The following is a 20705-nucleotide window of genomic DNA, read 5'->3' on the forward strand; positions in this document are numbered from 1 at the left end:
AGAGCCGCGAGACAGGCCTCAGAAGCTCCGCCTCTACGTCGCGCCGCGGCTGTTCGAACACCACCGCATCGCGCGGAACGTTACCGTATCGCGATCAGATGACCACTTCGACGCCCTCACCCGGGGGACCCCCCGAGGTCCGTTCGGCCTCCAGAGCATTCTGCAGGATGACCACCGCCGCGGCCTGGTCGATGACGGACCGTCCCTTTCTGGACTTCACGCCCGAGGCGCGGAGCCCCTGCCCGGCCGTGACCGTGGTCATCCTCTCGTCGACCAGCCGCACCGGAACCGGGTGGACACCGCGGGCCAAGTCCTGTGCGAAGGCGCGGACCTTGGCCGCCGCGGGACCCTCCCCACCGCTGAGCGAACGGGGCAGGCCCACCACCACCTCGATCGGCTCGTACTCCTCGACCAGCTGCCGCAGCCGCCGGTGGGCTGCGGGAATGTCCCGCCCCGGCACGGTCTCGACCGGGGTGGCGAGGATCCCGTCGGGGTCGCACGAGGCGACCCCGATCCGGGCGTCCCCGACGTCGATCGAGAGACGGCGTCCTCTGCGCATCAGGCCGTCTCGGCGACCAGGCGCTCGACGGCGTCGATGGCGCCGCCGATCGCCTCCGGGTTCTGGCCGCCGCCCTGGGCGACGTCCGGCTTGCCGCCGCCGCCGCCGCCGAGGGCCTTGGCCGCGGCACGGACCAGCTCACCGGCCTTGAGCCCGCGCTCGCGGGCGGCCTCGTTGGTGGCGATGACGGTGAGCGGACGTCCGTTGGCCGCGGTGAACAGCGCCACGACCGCGGGGCGGCCGCCGGCCCCCGGCAACCGCTGCAGCCGGTCGCGGACGTCGAGGACCAGCCTGCGGAGGCCGTCGGCGGACGTACCGTCCGGGACCCGGCCGGTGACCAGCGCCGTCCCTCGGACGTCCCTGGCGCCCTCGGCCAGACCGGCGGCGGCCTGGAGGACCTTCTCGGCGCGGAACTTCTCGATCTCCTTCTCGGCGTCCTTCAGCTTGCCGAGCATGGTGGCGACCTTCTCGGGGAGCTCCTCCGGGCGCCCCTTGACCAGCTCCTGGAGCTGGGCGACGACGGTGTGCTCCCTGGCGAGGAAGTGGTAGGCGTCGACGCCGACGAGGGCCTCGATGCGGCGCACGCCGGAACCGATGGAGGACTCGCCGAGCAGCTTCACCAGACCCAGCTGCGAGGTGTTGTGCACATGCGTGCCACCGCACAGCTCCTTGGAGAAGTCGCCGATGGTGACGACCCGGACGCGCTCGCCGTACTTCTCGCCGAACTCGGCGATAGCCCCCTGCTTCCTGGCCTCGTCGATGCCCATGACCTCTGCCTGGACGTCGAGTTCACGGGCCAGCACCTCGTTGATCCGCTGCTCGACGTCCGTCAGCACGGTGCCGGGCACGGCGGACGGCGAACCGAAGTCGAAGCGGAAGCGGCCCGGGGAGTTCTCGGAGCCGGCCTGGGCGGCGGTCGGGCCGAGGGCGTCACGCAGCGCCTGGTGGGTGAGGTGGGTGGCGCTGTGGGCGCGGGCGATGGCGCGGCGCCGCCGGACGTCGATGGCGGCGTGCGCGGAGGCGCCCACGGTCACCTCGCCCACCTGCACCGAGCCCTTGTGCACGGAGACGCCGGGAACCGGCTGCTGCACATCGCGGACCTCGATGACCGCGCCGCTGTCGAGCCTGATCCGGCCCTGGTCGGCGAGCTGGCCGCCGCCCTCGGCGTAGAAGGGGGTGCGGTCGAGGACGACCTCGACCTCGTCGCCCTCGGAGGCGGCCGGCGAGGGCACTCCGTCGACGAGCAGGCCGACGACGGTCGACTCGCCCTCGGTGTGCGTGTAGCCGGTGAACTCGGTCGCACCGGAGGCGTCGGCGACCTCGCGGTACGAGGACAGATCGGCATGGCCGGTCTTCTTGGCCCTGGCGTCGGCCTTGGCGCGCTCCCGCTGCTCCCTCATCAGCCGGCGGAAGCCGTCCTCGTCCACGGTGAGGCCCTGTTCGGCGGCCATCTCCAGGGTGAGGTCGATCGGGAAGCCCCAGGTGTCGTGGAGCAGGAACGCCTTGTCGCCGGAGAGGACGGTCGAGCCGGCCCCGCGGGCCTCGGTGACGGCGCCGTCCAGCACATTGGTGCCGGAGTTCAGCGTCTTGAGGAAGCGGGCCTCCTCGGCGAGCGCGACGGTCTCGACCCGCTCGCGGTCGGTCTCCAGCTCCGGGTACTGCAGACCCATGGTCTTGACCACCACGTCGACCAGGGCGGCGACGACGGGGCCGGTGGCGCCGAGGAGCCGCATGTTGCGGATGGCGCGGCGCATGATGCGGCGCAGGACGTAGCCGCGGCCCTCGTTGCCGGGGGTGACGCCGTCGCCGATGAGCATCACGGACGTGCGGATGTGGTCGGCGACCACGCGGAGGGACACATCCGACTCGTGGCTGTCGCCGTAGCGCACGCCGGTGAGTTCCGTGGCCTTGTCGATGACGACCCGCAGGGTGTCCGTCTCGTACATGTTCTGCACGCCCTGCAGGATCATGGCAAGGCGTTCGAGGCCGAGACCGGTGTCGATGTTCCTGCTCGGCAGGTCGCCGACGATCTCGAAGTCCTCCTTGCCGGAGCCCTCGCCGCGCTCGTACTGCATGAAGACCAGGTTCCAGATCTCCACGTAGCGCTCGTCGTTGGCCGCCGGGCCGCCCTCGGGACCGAACTCGGGGCCGCGGTCGTAGTTGATCTCCGAGCAGGGGCCGCACGGTCCGGGGACGCCCATGGACCAGAAGTTGTCCTTCTTGCCCAGGCGCTGGATGCGTTCGGCGGGGACGCCGACCACCTCGCGCCAGATGCGCTCGGCCTCGTCGTCGTCGAGGTAGACCGTGATCCAGAGCTTCTCGGGCTCGAGGCCGTAACCGCCCTTGTCCTGCGGGGAGGTCAGCAGCTCCCAGGCGTAGGTGATGGCCCCTTCCTTGAAGTAGTCGCCGAAGGAGAAGTTGCCGCACATCTGGAAGAAGGTGCCGTGGCGGGTGGTCTTGCCGACCTCTTCGATATCGGGGGTGCGCACGCACTTCTGCACGCTGGTGGCGCGCGGGGCGGGCGGCCTGGTCTCGCCGAGGAAGTACGGCTTGAAGGGGACCATGCCCGCGTTGACCAGCAGCAGAGTCGGGTCGTCCGCGATGAGCGACGCCGAAGGCACGACGGTGTGCCCGCGCTCCTCGAAGAAGCTCAGCCAGCGGCGGCGGATTTCAGCCGACTCCATCAGTGGTCCTCATTCCGGTCGTACGGGGGCTTCTCGTCAAGCATCCCGTAGTGCTTCTTGTGGTGCTTGTGGTTTTCCAGGGCGGCCCGGCGGCGCTGCGCGGGAAGCTCCCGGTCGGCGGCGGCGTCGATGCCCAGTGCCTCACCGAGTTCGGCCTCGCGCTGGGCCATGCCGGCCCGGACGTCCAGGGCGAAGTCCTTGAGGCGGTACCCGGTCTCGATCGCCTTGTTCGCCGCCTGGGCGGCGAGGCTCTCCGGGGTCAGCTGCCTGAGCTTGCGGTTGACCTTGGTGGTGGCCCACACGCCGGCGGCGGCGCCGGCGGTGAACCAGAACGCACGACGGAACATCGGGTCTCAGTCCTTCTGCTTCCGGCGCCCGGCGGCCGGCACGGTGCGGCCGACGAGGATCGTGCGCTTAGCCTGCCGGGGAGGCCCGCCGGCCCTGTCCCGGGTGCCGCGGGCGTCGCCGTCCCGGCTCATCGCGCGGCGCACGCCGTAGCCGAACGCGGCGACCTTCACGAGCGGGCCGCCGAACGTCGAGGCGACCGTGGTGGAGAGCGCCGACGCGTTGGAGGTCACCTCCTGGACATCGGAGGCGATGGCCTCGACCCGGTCGAGCTGGGTCTGCGCGGACCGGACGGTGGCCGAGGCGTCGGCCAGCAGCGGCACGGCCTGCTCGGTCACCTCCGCCATCAGCCTGGTGGCCGCCCTGAGCGTCTGGGCCAGCCTCACCAGCACCACGGCGAGGAAGGAGACCAGGATCGCCCAGAAGACGGCCACCAGGATCCCGGCAACCTCTCCACCGGTCACACTGCACCGCTCTCTGCTTGTCGGGGGTCGCTTCGCAAGTCCTCGTCCGACCCTATCGCGCCGGGGGGCGGCTCCCGTCACGGATCGGTGACCGCAGGACGGGAGGGCGGCAGCTTCCCCGCCGCTCCCGGACGGCCCGCGCTCAGCGGCCGCGGCGGTTCGCTCCCGGCCGGCCCGCACTCCGCGGCCGCGGCTGCCCAGGCGCCGAATGCGAGAGCCCGCCGCTCCCCCACCCGTGAGGGTGGGAGGGCGACGGGCCGGGGCGCGAAGGCCGGTGCTACTGCCGCCGGGTCAGCGGGCGTAGTACTCGACGACGAGCTGCTCGTCGCAGATCACCGGGATCTCCTTGCGGTTCGGGTCCCGGTCCAGGCGGAAAGCGAGTGCCTTGAGGTTGACCTGCAGGTAGCGCGGGGTCTCGCCGTCGGGCGCATAGCCGCCCTCGCGGGCGACCTGGAACGGGTGCTTGTCGCGCGAGCGCTCGCGGACCGTGACGACGTCGTCCGGGCGGACCCGGAACGAGGGCTTGTCGACCTTGTGGCCGTTGACCTCGATGTGGCCGTGGACGACCATCTGACGGGCCTGGTAGATCGTCCGGGCGATGCCGGAGCGGAGCACCAGGGCGTCGAGACGGCGCTCGAGCTCGATGATCAGGGCCTCACCGGTCTTGCCCTGCACCTTGCTGGCGCGCTCGTAGGCGCGGACCAGCTGGCGCTCGGAGACGTCGTACTGCGCGCGAAGGCGCTGCTTCTCCAGCAGACGGACCTTGTAGTCCGAGTTCTGCTTGCGGCCGCGGCCGTGCTCACCCGGCGGGTAGGGGCGAGCCTCGAAGTACTTGACGGCCTTCGGCGTCAGGGCGATGCCGAGGGCACGCGACTTCTTGACCTTGGGTCGCGACTGGTTCACGGGGAACCTACCTCCATATGAGTCAGGTGAGCCTTGCCTTATCCGAGGAGGACGTAATGCCTCGACCACGTGGGATCCCCCTGCCCAGTGCGCATCGCAGTTCGGACCACTCGACGGAGTCGATGTCCGCTTGCGACGACGATGAGCAGGGTCAGCCGCGTCCCAGGGAAGGCGCCCGGCAGCTCACCTAAGCCGAGCGCGTACGAACCCTCGTTGAGAACAACACCTCAGTATCCCTCACGCCGCCGGGTGCTCGCGACCACGGTCCCGGCTGCCGGGAAACCGCCGCGCGCACCGTCACTCCCGAGGGGGACGCCGTTCTCCTTGCGCCGGGGGTGCGCCGTGGGACTCTCCCACGGCGCGGGCGGGTGCCTCCGCCCGGACGGCGGCATCGGCTGTGTGAGGGAGATCACCGATGCCGCCCCGTCGCGGTACGGCAGCGGATCGGGTCCGGGCCCGGCCGGCCGGCTCGCCGTCGTGCGCGGCCAGGACCGTACGCGCTGCGAGCGGCTGCCCGGCGAGCGGCTCCCGCCGGGCGGCGCAAGGGGTCAGGAACCCGGCAGGGTGTCACCGCGCAGCCGCTCGCGGACCTTCTCGACCACGTCCGCGTAGCGCGCCTCGGCGCCGTACCGGGTCGGCTCGTAGTAGCGCCTGCCGTGGACGGCGTCCGGCGCGTACTGCTGGGGGGCGATCGCGCCCGGGACGTCGTGCGGATACACATAGCCCTGGGCGTGGCCGAGCTTCGCCGCTCCCTTGTAGTGGCCGTCGCGCAGATGGCGCGGCACGGGTCCGGCCAGTCCGCCCCGCACATCCGCCAGGGCTGCGCCGATCGCCGTCGTGGCGGCGTTGGACTTCGGCGCCAGGGCCAGCGCGATCGTGGCGTGGCTCAGGGTGAGCGCGGCCTCCGGGAAACCGATCAGCGCCACGGCCTGGGCGGCCGCGACGGCGGTCGGCAGCGCCGTCGGATCGGCGAGCCCGATGTCCTCACTGGCCGAGATCATCAGCCGCCGGGCGATGAACCGCGGGTCCTCCCCTGCCTCGATCATGCGTGCCAGGTAGTGCAGAGCGGCGTCCACGTCGGAGCCCCGGATGGACTTGATGAGGGCGCTCGCCACGTCGTAGTGCTGGTCGCCGTCCCGGTCGTACTTCACCGCCGCCCGGTCGACGGTCTCCTCCACGGTGCGGAGGAGGATCGCCGCCTCGCCCTTGGCGAGAGCGGCGCCCGCCGCGGCCTCCAGGGCGGTCAGGGCACGTCTGGCGTCTCCTCCGGCAATCCGCAGCAGATGGCCCTCGGCGTCGGCCGGCAGCGTCACGGCGCCGCCGAGGCCGCGCTCCTCGCTCAGAGCGCGGCGCAGCAGTCCCCGTACGTCGTCGTCGGTGAGCGGCTCCAGCGTGAGCAGCAGGGAGCGGGAGAGCAGCGGGGAGATCACCGAGAAGTACGGGTTCTCGGTGGTCGCGGCGATCAGCGTCACCCAGCGGTTCTCGACGGCGGGCAGCAGGGAGTCCTGCTGGGCCTTGCTGAAGCGGTGGATCTCGTCGAGGAAGAGGACGGTCTCCCTGCCGAAGCCCCCCGCGGCCCTGCGGGCCCCGTCGATGACGGCCCGGACCTCCTTGACTCCCGCGGTGATCGCGGAGAGCTCCACGAAGCGCTTGTTGGTCGCCTTGGAGACGACATACGCCAGGGTTGTCTTGCCCGTGCCGGGCGGGCCCCAGAGGATCACGGAGGAGGCCCCTGCGGGCCCCCCGGAGCCCTCGCCGACGAGTCGGCGCAGCGGTGACCCCGGTTTGAGCAGATGCTGCTGACCCATGACCTCGTCGAGGGTGCGCGGGCGCATGCGGACCGCCAGCGGGCTCGCGGACGGGTCCTTCTCCTGGCGTTCCTCCGCTGCGGCGGTGAAAAGATCGGGCTCCACTCGGTGAAGCCTAAGCGAGGGCACCGACAGCACCCACCGGAGTGCCGGCGGCGGGGAGAGCGGCCCGGGCGGTGTCCGGCGGGCGGGGAGAGTCCGGCGCGCGGGGAGAGCGGGCCGCGCGCCGTCCGGCCCGTGCGGAGACCGGCCGGCGAGGAGACCGGCCGGAGGCGCGCCCGCCGGTCAGCCGAGCCAGAAGTCCCACCAGCGCGTCAGGATCAGCATCCCGATGACACCGGTGTGCAGCACCGGCGGGACCCAGGTGAACTCGGCGAGGAAGCCCTTCGCCCAGGCCGGGGCGGGCAGCAGTCCACTGCGGACGTTGTGCGAGGTCACGTACCAGAACATGAAGATCGTGGCGACCCAGGCCAGGCAGCACCACAGGCACAGGGCGTTGATGCTGTACAGCGACTGGTACTGGAGCCAGGTGCAGAAGGCGACGCCGAAGAGCGTCCCCGCGTTGAACGCCAGCCAGTACCAGCGGCGGAAGCGGGCGCCGGCGAGGAGGCTCATGCCCACGCCGATGACCACGGCGTAGGCGGCGAGGCCGAGCATCGGGTTGGGGAACCCGAACACCGAGGCCTGCTTGCTCTCCATCACGCTGCCGCAGGAGACGATCGGGTTGAGGCTGCAGCCGGGCGTGAAGGTGGTCCCGGCGGCCTTCGCCTCGAGGATCTTGAACTTGTCGATCGTGATGATCCACGCGGCCAGCAGGCCGGCCGCACCGGTGATCACCAGCAGCCAGGCCAGCGCACGGCTCCCGCCGACGGCGCCGCCCGCGCGCTCCACTTCCTGGCCGGAGGACACGTCGTCCACCGCTGCGGTCGTCATATCGCCGCTTCCCTCGCTCGGTAGCTGCTCTGGCATGGTCATTCTGCCGCACTCGCGCCGCCGTCCGCCGCCCGATGCGCAGAAGGGCGCGGTTTCGGCCCGCCCGGGTACGGCAGCGCGAAGGCCCGGCCCCCTCGGGCCGGGCCATGTGAGCTGTGCCCCTCGACGTGTGCCCCTCGACGTATGCCTCCGGCCCGATGCCCGCGCCGTGCGCCCGGGAGCGGGGGTGCCCGGCCCCGTGTCCCGATCGGACGCGTGCCCGGCTCAGGCGCTGTACGAGTCAGACGCCTGCGCAGGTCAGCGCTGTAGCGGTCGGACGCGTGCGCGGGTCAACGCGTAGCGGTCGGACGCGTGCGCGGGTCAACGCGTAGCGGTCGGACCCGTGCGCGGGTCAGACGAGCCTCGCCCCGAGCTCCTCCACCGCCGAGCCGAGGGCGACCGGTACCTGCTCGCCGGACTCCATGTCCTTGAGCTGGACCACGCCCTCCGCCAGATCCCTCTCACCGGCCACCAGCGCGTACCGGGCGCCGCTGCGGTGGGCGCTTTTCATGGCCGACTTGAGACCCTTGCCGCCGTAGCAGAGGTCGGCGGCGACCCCTGCTCTGCGCAGCCCGGTGACCACGGCGAAGAGCGCGCGGCGCGCCTCCTCGCCGAGCGGCACCGCGAACACGCTGGTGGACGCGGGAAGTCGCAGCTCGATGCCCTCGGCCTCCAGCGCCAGGACCGTGCGGTCCACACCGAGTGCCCAGCCGACCGACGGCAGCGCCGGTCCGCCGATCATCTCGGACAGCCCGTCGTAGCGGCCTCCCCCGCCCACCGCGGACTGCGAGCCCAGTCCGTCGTGGACGAACTCGAACGTGGTGCGCGTGTAGTAGTCGAGTCCGCGCACCAGCTTCTCGTCGTCCTCGAAGGGCACCCCGGCGGCCGTGAGCAGCTCGCGCACCTCCTCGTGGTACGCCTTGCAGGCGTCGCACAGGTGGTCGCGCAGCAGCGGGGCGCCCACGAGCTGCTTCCGGACGGATTCGCGCTTGTCGTCCAGGACCCGCAGCGGGTTGACGCCGGCCCGGTGGCGGGTGTCCTCGTCCAGGTCGAGTCCGCGCAGGAAGCCCTGCAGCGCCTCCCGGTAGACGGGACGGCACTCCTTGTCGCCGAGCGAGTTCAGCAGGATCCGGAACCCGCTCAGGCCGAGGGAGCGGTACGCCTGGTCGGCGAGGACGATCAGCTCGGTGTCGAGGGCGGGGTCCTCAGCGCCGATCGCCTCGGCGCCGACCTGGGAGAAGTGCCGGTAGCGGCCCTTCTGCGGGCGTTCGTAGCGGTAGTACGAGCCCGAGTACCAGAGCTTCACCGGCAGGTTGCCGGACTTGTGCAGACTGGCCTCGAGCGCCGCGCGCAGCACGGAAGCGGTGCCCTCGGGCCGCAGGGCCAGCCGGTCGCCGCCCTTCGTCTCGAAGGCGTACATCTCCTTGGTCACGATGTCGGTGGACTCGCCGACACCGCGGGCGAACAGCTCCACGTTCTCGAAGCCGGGCGTCTCGACGTAGCCGTACCCCGAGTTCCGCAGCGGCGCGGCGATCGCCTCCCGCACGGCCAGGTACTTCGCGGAGTCCGGCGGGATCAGGTCGTACGTGCCCTTGGGGGCCTGGAAGATGGTCACGGAGGGTCTCGTCACATTCCTCGTCGGGGAGCGGCGGTTCCGCCCTCTCCCTGGCCGGCGGCCACCTCCCGCAGATACGGGTTGGCGGCGCGTTCGCGGCCGATGGTCGTCTGGGGGCCGTGGCCGGACAGCACCACGGTCGAGTCGTCGAGCGGCAGGCACACCCGCGCCAGCGACGAGAGCATCTCGCCCAGGTCACCGCCGGGGAGGTCGGTGCGTCCGATGGAGCCGGCGAACAGCAAGTCGCCCGAGAAGAAGACCGGCGGCCGCCCCTCGTCGTGTGAGCCGGCCGCGGCCCCGGGCAGACTGAAGGCCACCGACCCCTTGGTATGGCCGGGCGCGTGCCGTACGAGCAGCTCCAGCCCCGCGAGCTTCAGCGCGGCGCCGTCGGTGAGCTCGTGGACGTCGTCCGGCTCCCCGACCGCGAGTTCGCCCATCAGCGGCATGCCGATGGAGCGGCCGAGGGCCTTCTCCGGGTCGCTCATCATGTACCGGTCGGCGGGGTGGATCCAGGCGGGTACGCCGTGGGCTCCGCAGACCGGTACGACCGAGGCGACATGGTCGATGTGGCCGTGGGTCAGCACCACGGCGACCGGCTTGAGCCGATGCTTTCTGAGCGTCTCCTCGACTCCCGCGGCGGCCTGGTGGCCCGGGTCGATGATCACGCACTCCTCGCCTGCGGCCGGGGCGACCAGGTAGCAGTTGGTCCCCCAGGCCCCTGCGGGGAACCCGGCAATAAGCACGATCGTCCTCGATGTGTCGTCCGACGGGAATGTCACGTCACGGATTGCAACAGCTCAGAGCCTACCGGCGCTGCTCATTTCACAGCCAGCCCATATACGGTACGGGCACACCCGTGCCCCTCGATCACGACATCGCCAAGGAGAAGACCCGGTGGTCAGCAGCGATCAGCGACGGCGCCAGCTCGCCAGGAAGAAGTTCGAGCGGCAGCAGCAGCGCCGCGAGGAGGCCCGCAGGAGGGCCAGGCGCCGCAACGCCGTCATCGCGGCCGTGCTGGCCGTCGTGGTCGCGGCCGGCGGCGCAGCGTACCTCTCGGTGGGCCTGGCGGACGGCGGCTCGCGGGACGACGCTTCCCAGCGGACCGACCCGGCGGCGGAGCCCACCGAGAGCGGGAGCGCAGCGCCGGAGCCGAAGATGGCCATCGACTCCGAGGCCACGTATCTGATGTCGCTGGACACCAGCCAGGGCGACATCGCGTTCACCATGGACGCGGCGAAGACGCCGCGCACGGTCAACTCCTTCAAGTACCTCGCGGACAAGGGCTTCTTCGACGGGACCACATGCCACCGCCTGACCACGGAGGTCATTTTCGTACTGCAGTGCGGGGATCCCGAGGGCGACGGGCGCGGCGGCCCGGGCTACACGATCCCGGACGAGAACCTCACGGCCCTCGGCAAGCCGGCGGCGGACGGCAAGGTCACCTATCCGGCGGGCACGGTGGCCATGGCGAACACGGGCCGGCCGAACAGCGGCGGCAGCCAGTTCTTCCTGGTCTACCAGGACAGCAAGCTGCCGCCGTCGTACACGCCGTTCGGCACGATCGACGAGGCGGGTCTGTCCGTGGTGAAGGCCGTCGGGGCGGCGGGTGTCGCAGGCGGGGCCGGGGACGGCGCCCCCGTGAAGTCCGTCTCGGTGAAGTCCGCCTCGGTGAAGAAGGCGACGGCCGGCGAGGGGTGACCGGGCCAATTCGGCGGCGCCGAGTGCGGACAGCCGGGCGGCCGGTCGCCTAGATTGGCGTTGTGCAGCGCGGACCCGGTCCGCGCTGCGGGAGGGCGGGCGATGCCCGTCCAGGAAACTGTGGACGATGCCCGGGGGCCCGAGCCCCTCGGGGGCATCATGTGGAGGAGGCGCTGTGAGCAGCGACCCGTGGGGCCGCGTCGACGAGACGGGCACCGTGTACGTGCGGACTTCCGAGGGCGAGAAGGTCGTCGGATCGTGGCAGGCGGGCTCTCCCGAGGAGGCACTGGCCTACTTCGAGCGCAAGTACGAGGGCCTGGTTGTCGAGATCGGCCTCCTCGAGAAGAGGGTGAAGACCACCGATCTGTCGGCGAAGGACGCGATGGCGGCGATCGACCATATCCGCGGGCAGATCGACGAGCACCACGCGGTCGGCGACCTCGAGGCGCTGGGCAGGCGGCTGGACGCGCTCGTGACCTCGGTCGAGGCGCGCCGTGAGGAGCGCAGGGCCAGGAAGGCGAAACAGGCGGACGAGGCGCGGCACGCCAAGGAGGCGCTGGTCGCCGAGGCGGAGGAGCTGGCGCAGAGCGAGCAGTGGCGGGCTGCCGGCGAGCGGCTCCGGTCGCTGGTGGACACCTGGAAGGGCCTGCCGCGGCTCGACCGGAAGTCCGACGACGAGCTGTGGCACCGCTTCTCCCACGCGCGGTCGGCGTTCTCCAAGCGCCGCAAGGCGCACTTCGCCGCACTGGACGCGCAGCGGGAGGTGGCCCGGCAGGCGAAGGAGCGGCTGGTCGCCGAGGCCGAGTCGCTGTCCGGTTCGACCGACTGGGGCCCCACGGCCGCGCGCTACCGCGAGCTGATGGCGCAGTGGAAGGCCGCGGGCCGCGCGCAGCGCGAGCACGAGGAGGACCTGTGGAACCGCTTCCGCGGTGCCCAGGACATCTTCTTCGCCGCCCGCGGCGGGGTGTTCGCGGAGCGGGACGCCGAGCAGTCCGAGAACCTGAAGCTCAAGGAGGAGCTGGCGGTCGAGGCGGAGAAGCTGGTGCCGGTGACGGATCTGAAGGCGGCGCGTGCCGCCTTCCGCTCCGTCAACGAGCGCTGGGAGGCGATCGGCCACGTCCCGCGCGACGCCCGGCCGAAGGTCGAGGGCCGGATGCACGCGGTGGAGCGGGCGCTCCAGGACGCCGAGGAGACCGAGTGGCGCCGCACCAACCCGGAGGCCCGGGCCCGTGCCGAGGGGCTGACGGGGCAACTGCAGGCGGCGGTCGACACGCTGCGCTCGCAGATCGACGCGGCCCGGGCGGCCGGCAACAACGCCAAGGCCGACAAGCTCTCCCGTGAACTCGAGGGCCGGCAGGCGCTGCTCGACCAGGCGCTCAAGGGCCTGGAGGAGTTCGGCGGCTGACGCCTCGCAGACCGGTTCACACACACGGGTCGGGCCCGGCGGCAGATGCCGCCGGGCCCGACCCGTGTGTGACTCGTGTGCCCCATGCGTCCCCTGTCAGGGGCGTCGTGCCGACGTCACCCGGTAGACGTCGTAGACGCCCTCGACTCCGCGGACCGCCTTCAGGACGTGGCCCAGATGCTTCGGGTCGCCCATCTCGAAGGTGAAGCGCGAGGTGGCGACCCGGTCACGGGATGTCTGGACGGCCGCCGAAAGAATGTTGACATGCTGGTCGGACAGGACGCGGGTGACGTCCGACAGCAGCCGGGAGCGGTCCAGCGCCTCGACCTGGATGGCGACGAGGAACACCGAGGACTGCGTCGGCGCCCACTCGACATCGAGCATGCGTTCGGGTTGTTGCGACAGCGAGTCCACGTTGACGCAGTCGGCCCGGTGAACCGACACGCCGCTGCCGCGGGTGACGAACCCGATGATCGGGTCTCCGGGCACGGGCGTACAGCAGCGGGCGAGCTTCACCCAGACATCGTCGACGCCCTTGACGACCACGCCCGGATCGGCGTTGGCGCGGCGCTTGCGTCCGCGGCTGCGGGACGGCGGCGCCGACTCGGCGATGTCCTCGCTGGCCGCCTCCTCGCCGCCGAGCGCCTGGACGAGCTTCTGCACGACGCCCTGTGCGGCGACATGCCCCTCGCCGATCGCCGCGTACAGCGACGAGATGTCGGGGTAGCGCATCTCGTGCGCGAGCGTGACCAGCGAGTCGCCGGTGAGGATGCGCTGGATCGGCAGGTTCTGCTTGCGCATCGCCCGCACGATGGCGTCCTTGCCCTGTTCGATCGCCTCGTCACGGCGTTCCTTGGAGAACCAGGCGCGGATCTTGTTCCGGGCGCGGGGCGACTTGACGAAGCCCAGCCAGTCGCGCGACGGGCCCGCTCCGGTCGCCTTGGACGTGAAGACCTCGACCAGGTCGCCGTTGTCCAGCGTCGACTCCAGCGGCACCAGGCGGCCGTTGACGCGCGCGCCTATCGTGCGGTGGCCGACCTCCGTGTGGACGGCGTAGGCGAAGTCGACGGGCGTGGCACCCGCGGGGAGCGCTATGACGTCGCCCTTCGGCGTGAACACGAAGACCTCGTTGCGGGAGAGGTCGAAGCGCAGGGACTCCAGGAACTCGCCCGGGTCCTCCGTCTCCTTCTGCCAGTCAAGCAGCTGCCGCAGCCACGCCATGTCGTTGACGGCGTCCTTGTCCTTGCCCGAGCCCTTCGGGACATCGGTGCGGATCTTGGACGCGCCGGCGACGGCCTCCTGCTTGTACTTCCAGTGGGCGGCGATGCCGTACTCGGCCCGGCGGTGCATGTCGAACGTGCGGATCTGGAGTTCGACCGGCTTGCCGCTGGGCCCGATGACCGTCGTGTGCAGCGACTGGTACATGTTGAACTTCGGCATGGCGATGTAGTCCTTGAACCGCCCGGGAACGGGGTTCCAGCGGGCGTGGACCGTGCCGAGCGCCGCGTAGCAGTCGCGGACGGTGTCGACGAGGACGCGGATGCCGACCAGGTCGTAGATCTCCGCGAAGTCCCGGCCGCGGACGATCATCTTCTGGTAGACGCTGTAGTAGTGCTTCGGCCGGCCGGTGACGGTCGCCTTGATGCGGGCCGCGCGCAGATCGGACTGCACCTCGTCCGTCACTATCGCCAGATACTCGTCGCGCTTGGGGGCACGCTCGGCGACCAGGCGGACGATCTCGTCGTACATCTTCGGGTAGAGGATCGCGAAGGCGAGGTCCTCGAGCTCCCACTTGATGGTGTTCATACCCAGCCGATGGGCCAGCGGGGCGTAGATCTCCAGGGTCTCGCGGGCCTTCTTCTCCTGCTTGTCCCGCTTGAGGTAGCGCATCGTGCGCATGTTGTGCAGGCGGTCGGCGAGCTTGATGACCAGCACGCGCGGGTCCTTGGCCATGGCGACGACCATCTTGCGCACCGTCTCGGCCTGGGCCGCCTCGCCGAACTTGACCTTGTCCAGCTTGGTGACGCCGTCGACGAGCAGGGCGACCTGGTCGCCGAAGTCCCTGCGCAGGGTGTCCAGCCCGTACTCGGTGTCCTCCACGGTGTCGTGCAGCAGCCCGGCCATCAGCGTGGCGGGGTCCATACCGAGTTCGGCGAGGATCGTGGTGACGGCGAGCGGGTGGGTGATGTAGGGGTCGCCGCTCTTGCGCTTCTGGCCGCGGTGCCAGCGCTCGGCGACCTGATAGGCGCGCTCGATCTGCCGCAGCGTCGCGGTCTCGGTCTTCGGATCGTTGCCGCGGACGATCCGCAGCAGCGGTTCGAGTACCGGGTTGTACGGGCTGGTGCGCTGGACGCCGAGACGGGCCAGCCGGGCGCGGACCCGGTTGGAGGAGCCGCCGGGGCGCGCGGGCGCGGAGGCGGCGGGCGGCGCCGGCTTGGGGGCGGTGACGGGCACGGAGGCCGGACCGCGCGCACTGCCCCGCGCGGACGCGGGCCGCTCCACGGGAGCCTTCTCGGGCGCTGCGGCGGCCGCCGCAGCCCTGTCGGCCTGCTGGTCGGGCTGCGCGGCGGCGGGACGGGCCTCGTCTGGCAAGTGCGCTCCTCGTGCGGATCCGGGTCCCCCGGTCAGGCCCGGAAAGGCCATGGTATCGACCCCGGGCGTTCACCTCCCGCCGGGACGGGGACTGTGGACAACGCGGCACGGGCACCCGGTGTTCCCGGATGCCCGTGCCGGGAGCACCTGATGCCCGTAACCGTGCCGCTCAGGGAACAGCAGGTGGCCGTGCCACGCCGCGCCCGTACGGCGGTGCGGGTGCGCGGAGGCGCGGAGGTGGTCAGACCGTGAGCAGCGCCTCCAGCGGGGCGCCGTCCAGCGCGCGCTCCAGACGGGCCCGCCCGCCGAGGAAGCCCAGCTCCATGAGGATCGCGACACCCGCGACCTCGGCGCCGGCGCGGCGGATCAGCCCCAGCGACGCCTCGGCGGTGCCGCCGGTGGCGAGGACGTCGTCGATCACCATGATCCGGTCGCCGCTCCCGAGGTCCCCGGCATGGATCTCGACCTCGGCCGTGCCGTACTCCAGCTCGTACGCCTGCGACAGCGTCGCTCCGGGGAGCTTGCCGGCCTTGCGTACGGGGATGAACCCGAGGCCGGCGCGGACCGCGACCGGGGCGGCGAGGATGAAGCCGCGGGCCTCCAGGCCGACGACCTTCGTCGCGCCGTGCTCCGTGCACAGGCCCGCGAGGGCGTCGGTGAGCGCCGTGAAGGCCGCCGGGTCCGCGAGCAGCGGGGTGATGTCCTTGAACATCACGCCCGGCTTCGGGTGGTCGTGGACGTCCCGGATGCGGCTGAGCAGGAGTTCCTGGACGTTCGCGCTCATCGGCGCCTCCCCGGCGAGGGCCGGCCGCGGCCTCGGCCGCGCTGTCCGACGACCGCCCCGGCCGCCGTCGCCTCGCCCTGCCGGGCGTCCTGCGGCCGGCCGTGGTGCTCCACATCGCCGTCCTCGGCCGACTCGCCCCTGCCGGCGGCGGCCTCGCGCTTGGCCAGGACCCGCTTCTTCAGCGCCTTGATCGCCGGCTCGCGCTCCTTCAGGTCGGCGACCAGCGGAGTGGCGATGAAGATCGACGAGTAGGCGCCGGCGGCGAGGCCGACGAACAGCGAGAGCGAGATGTCGTTGAGCATGCCCGCGCCGAGGAAGCCGCCGCCGATGAACAGCAGGCCGGCGACCGGCAGGAGCGCCACGACGGTGGTGTTGATGGAGCGGACCAGGGTGCTGTTGATCGACCGGTTGGCGATCTCGCCGTACGTCCAGCGGGTCTGCTTGGTGATGTCCTTCGTGCCCTCCTTGAGGCTGTCGAAGACCACCACCGTGTCGTACAGCGAGTAACCGAGGATCGTGAGCAGGCCGATCACCGTGCCCGGTGTGACCTCGAAGCCGACGAGCGCGTAGACGCCGACCGTGATCGTGATGTCGTGGATCAGCGCCACGAGGGCGGCCACCGCCATGCGCCATTCGAAGGCGATGGCGAGGTAGATCACCACGAGGATCATGAACACGCCGAGACCGGTCCATGCCTTGTTGGCGATCTGCGCGCCCCAGCTCGGACCGACCAGCTCGGCGTTGATCGTGCCCGCCGGGATGTCCATGTCCTCGGCGAGCTGCCTGCCCACCTGGTTGGCCTCCCCGGTGTCCAGCTCGCTGACCTGGATGCGCAGGGTGTCGTTGCCGAGCTTCTGGACGATCGCCGGATGGCCGGTGGCCTCCTCGGCGTACTCCTGGGCCTGGGCGACGGACACGCTGGTCTTCGGGGTGGTGAAGACGGCACCGCCCTTGAACTCGATGCCCATGTTCAGACCCCGCACCGCCAGGCCGACGATGGCCGTGATGGTGATCAGGATCGAGATTCCGTACCAGAGCTTGCGCTTGCCGACGAAGTCGTAGCCGACCTCACCGCGGTAGAGCCTGGCTCCAAGGTTGCCGAGACGCGACATCTCACGCCTCCTTCGGGTCGACGGGGGCGGAGACACGGCGTGAGCGGCGCAGCGGCGGCTTGGCGCCGAGGCGCTTCGGGTCCAGTCCGGACCAGGGGTGTCCGCTCGCGAAGAACTTCGTGCGGGCGAGGATGGTCATCAGCGGTTTGGTGAAGAAGAACACCACGACGACATCGAGCAGGGTGGTCAGACCGAGCGTGAACGCGAAGCCCTGGACCTTGCCCACGGTCACGACGAACAGCACCGCGGCGGCGAGGAACGACACGAAGTCGGAGACCAGGATCGTGCGGCGGGCACGCGGCCAGGCGCGCTCCACGGCGGGGCGCAGGGTGCGTCCCTCGCGGATCTCGTCCCGGATGCGCTCGAAGTACACGATGAACGAGTCGGCCGTGATGCCGATGGCGACGATGGCGCCGCAGACGGCGGGCAGGTTCAGCGCGAAGCCGATGGCCGGGCCGAGCAGGGACATCAGCGAGTAGGTCAGGATTCCCGACACCAGCAGGCTGAGCAGCGCGACGAGCGACAGTCCCCGGTAGTAGACCACCAGGTAGACCACGACGAGGGCCAGGCCGATGGCGCCCGCGATGAGGCCGGCCTTGAGCTGCTCGTCGCCGAGCGCGGGCGTCACGGTGGTGACGGTCTCGACGTTGAAGCTCAGCGGCAGCGCACCGTAGGACAGGATGTTGCCGAGGTCCTGCGCCGACTGCTGGTCGAAGTTGCCGGAGATCTCGGCGTTGGCGCTGAGGGTCTGGTTGACCTGCGGAGCGGATACCACCTCTCCGTCCAGCACGATCGCGAACTGGTTCATCGGCGACGGCTGCTGCGACAGCTTGCCGGTGATCTTCGCGAACTTCTTCGCACCCTCGCTGGTGAAGTCCATCTGCACGATCCAGATGCCGCGCTGCGGGTCCAGCACGCCCTTGGCGTCGTCGACGTCCCTGCCGTCGACCTCGGCCGGGCCGAGCAGGTACTTCTCCCACCCGCCGATGCTGTTCGTGCCGCAGGCGACGGTGGGCTGCTCGGGCTGGGCGTCCTTGCCGGCGTTGGCACGCGCCTTCGGGTCGAGGCAGTTCAGCGCGGCGAACTGCTGCTCCAGCGCGGAGCCCGTCGCGGTGCCGCTCGGCGTGGGCGTCGGAGCCGGGCTCTGGGAGCTCTCCGGCTGGCCGGAGGCGGCGCCGCTCGGCGACGGGGAGGGCGCCTTCAGCGCGCCGGTGACGGCCCGGCCCTGCGTGGTCGGGCTGCCGCTCGGCGCGGTGGCCGTGTCCTTGCCGTCGGTGGCCTGCTCGCCGGGCTCACCGGAGGGCGAGGCGCTCGGGCTCCCGGAGGGCGAGGCGCTGGGGCTCCCGGAGGGCTCGGGCGTCTCCGGGCCGGCGGGCAGCACGTTGAGCACGGGGCGGAAGTACAACCGCGCGGTCGTACCCACCTGCTTCTGGGCCTGCTCCGAGTTCGTCCCCTTGGGGATGTTGACGATGATGTTCTCTCGGCCCTGGGTCTGGACCTCGGCCTCGGAGACACCCAGACCGTTGACACGGCGCTCGATGATGCCGACCGCCGTGTTCATGTTGGTCTCGTTGACCGCGCTCTCCTTGCCGGGCTCCGCCTCGGCCTTCAGCGTGATCGTCGTACCGCCCGCGAGATCGATACCCAGTCGCGGCGTGGTCTCCCCGGACCAGAACATCCCGCCGACGAGAGCAGCCATGACGACCAGCATCAGCGCGAGGGTACGCCCCGGCCTCCCCTGGCCCCCCGGCGCCTTTCGGCCCTTCTTCGGTGCTGCCACCTTGTCGTTTCTCCCTGTCCAACCGCCCCGCGCCGGGTGTGCGACGGGTCGGCCACGATGTGTTGTGGGGACCTGCCCCCGCGGAAGAAGTGGGCGCACGCCGGGGACCGCGTGCGCCCTCGGGCGCGCTGCGGTCCCCGGTCGCGGCTACTTCGCGTCGGTGTCGCCGCCGCTCTTGTCGTCGCTCTTGGCGCCCTTGGCCCCCGGCGCCGGCTCGGCGTCGTCCGCCGCGCCCTTCTTGCCGAGGTCGATCTTGGCATCGCCGGCGGGGTCGACGACGGCACCCGGCTCGGTCAGCGAGGAGGCGTCGTCCGGCACGATCGGCGTGTCGCCCCCGAGGCCGTCCTCCTCGTCTCCGTGGACGATCCGGTTGTACTCGGCGTCCTCCAGGACGGCCCCGATGGAGTTCTTGGCGAACACGAGGTGGACGCCGGGCGCGGCCTCCAGGAGAACCGTGTCGTCGCTGACCTCCTTGACGGTGGCGTAGAGACCGCCGATCGTCCGGACGCCGGTACCGGGCTGCATCTGGTTCCTCATGTTCACCGCAGCCTGCTGCTTCTTCTTGGCGGAGCGGGTCATCAGGAACATGGCCCCGATGAGGACGATGAAGGGGAGGAGGGTCACGATATCCACGGGACGGAATTCCTTCGCACGACCGCGGTGAGGAGCGGCCTGGTCTACGGGGGTGGGTACGCCGACCATCACGGGCGGCATCGGCGGAGTCTAAGCGAGTCCGCGTCGATGGAACAACGCCCAGCATCGCACCCCGGTTCCCACCCGGGCGACCCTCCGCGCCGTCACGTTCCGAACAGACCCTGTTGCCCACCGCCGCCGGGGCCCTGCCGGGGCGGCACCAGGCCGAGATGCGCCCATGCCGCCGGAGTCGCCACCCGGCCCCTCGGCGTACGGGCCAGCAGCCCCTCCCGGACGAGGAACGGCTCGGCGACCTCCTCGACCGTCTCCCGCTCCTCCCCCACGGCCACCGCCAGCGTCGACAGGCCGACCGGGCCGCCCGCGAAGAGCTTGAGAAGGGCCTGCAGCACGGCGCGGTCGAGACGGTCGAGGCCGCGGCCGTCCACCTCGTACACGCCGAGAGCCGCCGCCGCGATCTCCCGGGTGATCCGGCCGTCCGCCTTGACCTGGGCGTAGTCCCGGACGCGGCGCAGCAGCCGGTTGGCGATACGGGGCGTGCCGCGGGAGCGCCCCGCGATCTCCGCGGCCCCGTCCGCGTCGATCTCCACGTCGAGGAGCTGGGCGGAGCGGTGGATGACGCGCTCGAGCTCGGACGGTTCGTAGAACTCCATGTGCGCGGTGAAGCCGAAGCGGTCACGCAGCGGGGGAGGGAGCAGTCCCGCCCGGGTGGTGGCGCCGACCAGGGTGAACGGCGGCAGCTCCAGCGGGATGGCGGTGGCGCCCGGCCCCTTGCCGACGATCACGTCGACACGGAAGTCCTCCATGGCCATGTAGAGCATCTCCTCGGCGGGCCGCGACATCCGGTGGATCTCGTCGAGGAACAGCACCTCGCCCTCCTGGAGGGAGGACAGGATGGCGGCGAGGTCTCCCGCGTGCTGGATGGCGGGACCGCTGGTGATCCTGATCGGGGCGCCCATCTCGGCCGCGATGATCATGGAGAGCGTGGTCTTGCCCAGCCCGGGCGATCCGGAGAGCAGGACGTGGTCGGCGGTGGCACCGCGGGCGAGGGCCGCCTTCAGGACGAGGTCGAGCTGTACGCGTACGCGCTCCTGGCCGACGAACTCGTCCAGCGACTTCGGCCGCAGGGCCGCCTCCACGGCCTGGTCCTCGCCGTCGGCGGAGGCCCCGACGAGCCTGCCGTCGGCGTCGTCGGTCGTCGGTGCGGTGTCGTCCCAGTTCACAGTGGATTGCCTCGCGTGGGTGGGCGGGTCCGGTTCGGTCAGCGGATGCGGTCGGGTGGTGGGTTGGTGGGGCGGCGGGGCGGATGGTGGGGTGCGGTCCGCTCCGGTGA

The 20705-nt window shown here is 71.3% G+C and carries 17 protein-coding genes; 2 read left to right on the plus strand and 15 right to left on the minus strand.

Annotation, left to right across the window (positions count from 1 at the left end):
• Positions 1-94: 94 nt before the first annotated feature.
• The 9 genes from ruvX to SCWH03_RS23195 form a co-directional block, all read right to left on the minus strand.
• Positions 95-559 (minus strand): Holliday junction resolvase RuvX, encoded by a 465-nt coding sequence (ruvX, locus tag SCWH03_RS23155; RefSeq protein ID WP_173266230.1) that lies wholly within the window; start codon positions 557-559, stop codon positions 95-97.
• Complete coding sequence (gene alaS, locus SCWH03_RS23160) at positions 559-3243, minus strand: alanine--tRNA ligase (protein ID WP_173266231.1); 2685 nt, start codon at positions 3241-3243, stop codon at positions 559-561. Before alaS ends, ruvX begins: the two co-directional genes overlap by 1 nt.
• Positions 3243-3590, minus strand: coding sequence for a DUF6167 family protein (locus tag SCWH03_RS23165; RefSeq protein ID WP_173266232.1), 348 nt, complete (start codon positions 3588-3590; stop codon positions 3243-3245). The genes alaS and SCWH03_RS23165 overlap by 1 nt, the downstream gene beginning before the upstream one ends.
• Positions 3591-3596: 6 nt before the next feature.
• Positions 3597-4052, minus strand: a complete 456-nt coding sequence (locus tag SCWH03_RS23170) for a DUF948 domain-containing protein (protein WP_173266233.1) — start codon at positions 4050-4052, stop codon at positions 3597-3599.
• Positions 4053-4343: 291 nt separating this feature from the next.
• Positions 4344-4955, minus strand: a complete 612-nt coding sequence (gene rpsD, locus SCWH03_RS23175; protein WP_173266234.1) for a 30S ribosomal protein S4 — start codon at positions 4953-4955, stop codon at positions 4344-4346.
• A 548-nt stretch (positions 4956-5503) separates the two neighbouring features.
• Positions 5504-6868 (minus strand): replication-associated recombination protein A, encoded by a 1365-nt coding sequence (locus SCWH03_RS23180; protein WP_173266235.1) that lies wholly within the window; start codon positions 6866-6868, stop codon positions 5504-5506.
• Positions 6869-7048: 180 nt separating this feature from the next.
• Positions 7049-7696 carry a vitamin K epoxide reductase family protein gene (locus SCWH03_RS23185; protein WP_173266236.1) on the minus strand — a complete coding sequence of 216 codons (648 nt, stop codon included), beginning with the start codon at positions 7694-7696 and terminating at the stop codon, positions 7049-7051.
• A gap of 391 nt (positions 7697-8087) precedes the next feature.
• Positions 8088-9350, minus strand: a complete 1263-nt coding sequence (gene hisS, locus SCWH03_RS23190) for a histidine--tRNA ligase (RefSeq protein WP_173266237.1) — start codon at positions 9348-9350, stop codon at positions 8088-8090.
• Positions 9351-9361: 11 nt separating this feature from the next.
• On the minus strand, positions 9362-10093 hold the full coding sequence (locus SCWH03_RS23195) for an MBL fold metallo-hydrolase (protein ID WP_173266283.1): 732 nt from the start codon (positions 10091-10093) through the stop codon (positions 9362-9364).
• A gap of 151 nt (positions 10094-10244) precedes the next feature.
• On the opposite strand from SCWH03_RS23195, the gene SCWH03_RS23200 reads away from it, so the two are divergent.
• Positions 10245-11048 (plus strand): peptidylprolyl isomerase, encoded by an 804-nt coding sequence (locus SCWH03_RS23200; RefSeq protein ID WP_173266238.1) that lies wholly within the window; start codon positions 10245-10247, stop codon positions 11046-11048.
• A 175-nt stretch (positions 11049-11223) separates the two neighbouring features.
• Entirely contained in the window at positions 11224-12453 is a 1230-nt protein-coding gene (locus SCWH03_RS23205; RefSeq protein WP_173266239.1) for a DUF349 domain-containing protein, read from the plus strand.
• A gap of 96 nt (positions 12454-12549) precedes the next feature.
• Here SCWH03_RS23205 and SCWH03_RS23210 read toward each other — a convergent pair whose 3' ends face one another.
• From SCWH03_RS23210 to ruvB, 6 genes are all read right to left on the minus strand, one after another.
• A complete protein-coding gene (locus SCWH03_RS23210; protein WP_173266240.1) occupies positions 12550-15045 on the minus strand; it encodes a RelA/SpoT family protein in 2496 nt (831 codons plus the stop codon).
• Between the two features lie 241 nt (positions 15046-15286).
• Positions 15287-15829 (minus strand): adenine phosphoribosyltransferase, encoded by a 543-nt coding sequence (locus SCWH03_RS23215; protein ID WP_173266241.1) that lies wholly within the window; start codon positions 15827-15829, stop codon positions 15287-15289.
• Positions 15826-16941: a protein translocase subunit SecF gene (gene secF, locus SCWH03_RS23220; protein ID WP_173266242.1), complete on the minus strand. Its 1116-nt coding sequence runs from the start codon at positions 16939-16941 to the stop codon at positions 15826-15828. The genes SCWH03_RS23215 and secF overlap by 4 nt, the downstream gene beginning before the upstream one ends.
• 1 nt (position 16942) lies before the next feature.
• Positions 16943-18721 (minus strand): protein translocase subunit SecD, encoded by a 1779-nt coding sequence (secD, locus tag SCWH03_RS23225; protein WP_173266243.1) that lies wholly within the window; start codon positions 18719-18721, stop codon positions 16943-16945.
• Between the two features lie 147 nt (positions 18722-18868).
• Positions 18869-19354 (minus strand): preprotein translocase subunit YajC, encoded by a 486-nt coding sequence (gene yajC / locus SCWH03_RS23230; RefSeq protein ID WP_173266244.1) that lies wholly within the window; start codon positions 19352-19354, stop codon positions 18869-18871.
• Between the two features lie 164 nt (positions 19355-19518).
• Positions 19519-20595: a Holliday junction branch migration DNA helicase RuvB gene (gene ruvB, locus SCWH03_RS23235; protein WP_173266245.1), complete on the minus strand. Its 1077-nt coding sequence runs from the start codon at positions 20593-20595 to the stop codon at positions 19519-19521.
• Between the last annotated feature and the right edge of the window lie 110 nt (positions 20596-20705).

The sequence above is a fragment of the Streptomyces pacificus genome (assembly GCF_011766325.1).
GTDB lineage: Bacteria > Actinomycetota > Actinomycetes > Streptomycetales > Streptomycetaceae > Streptomyces > Streptomyces pacificus.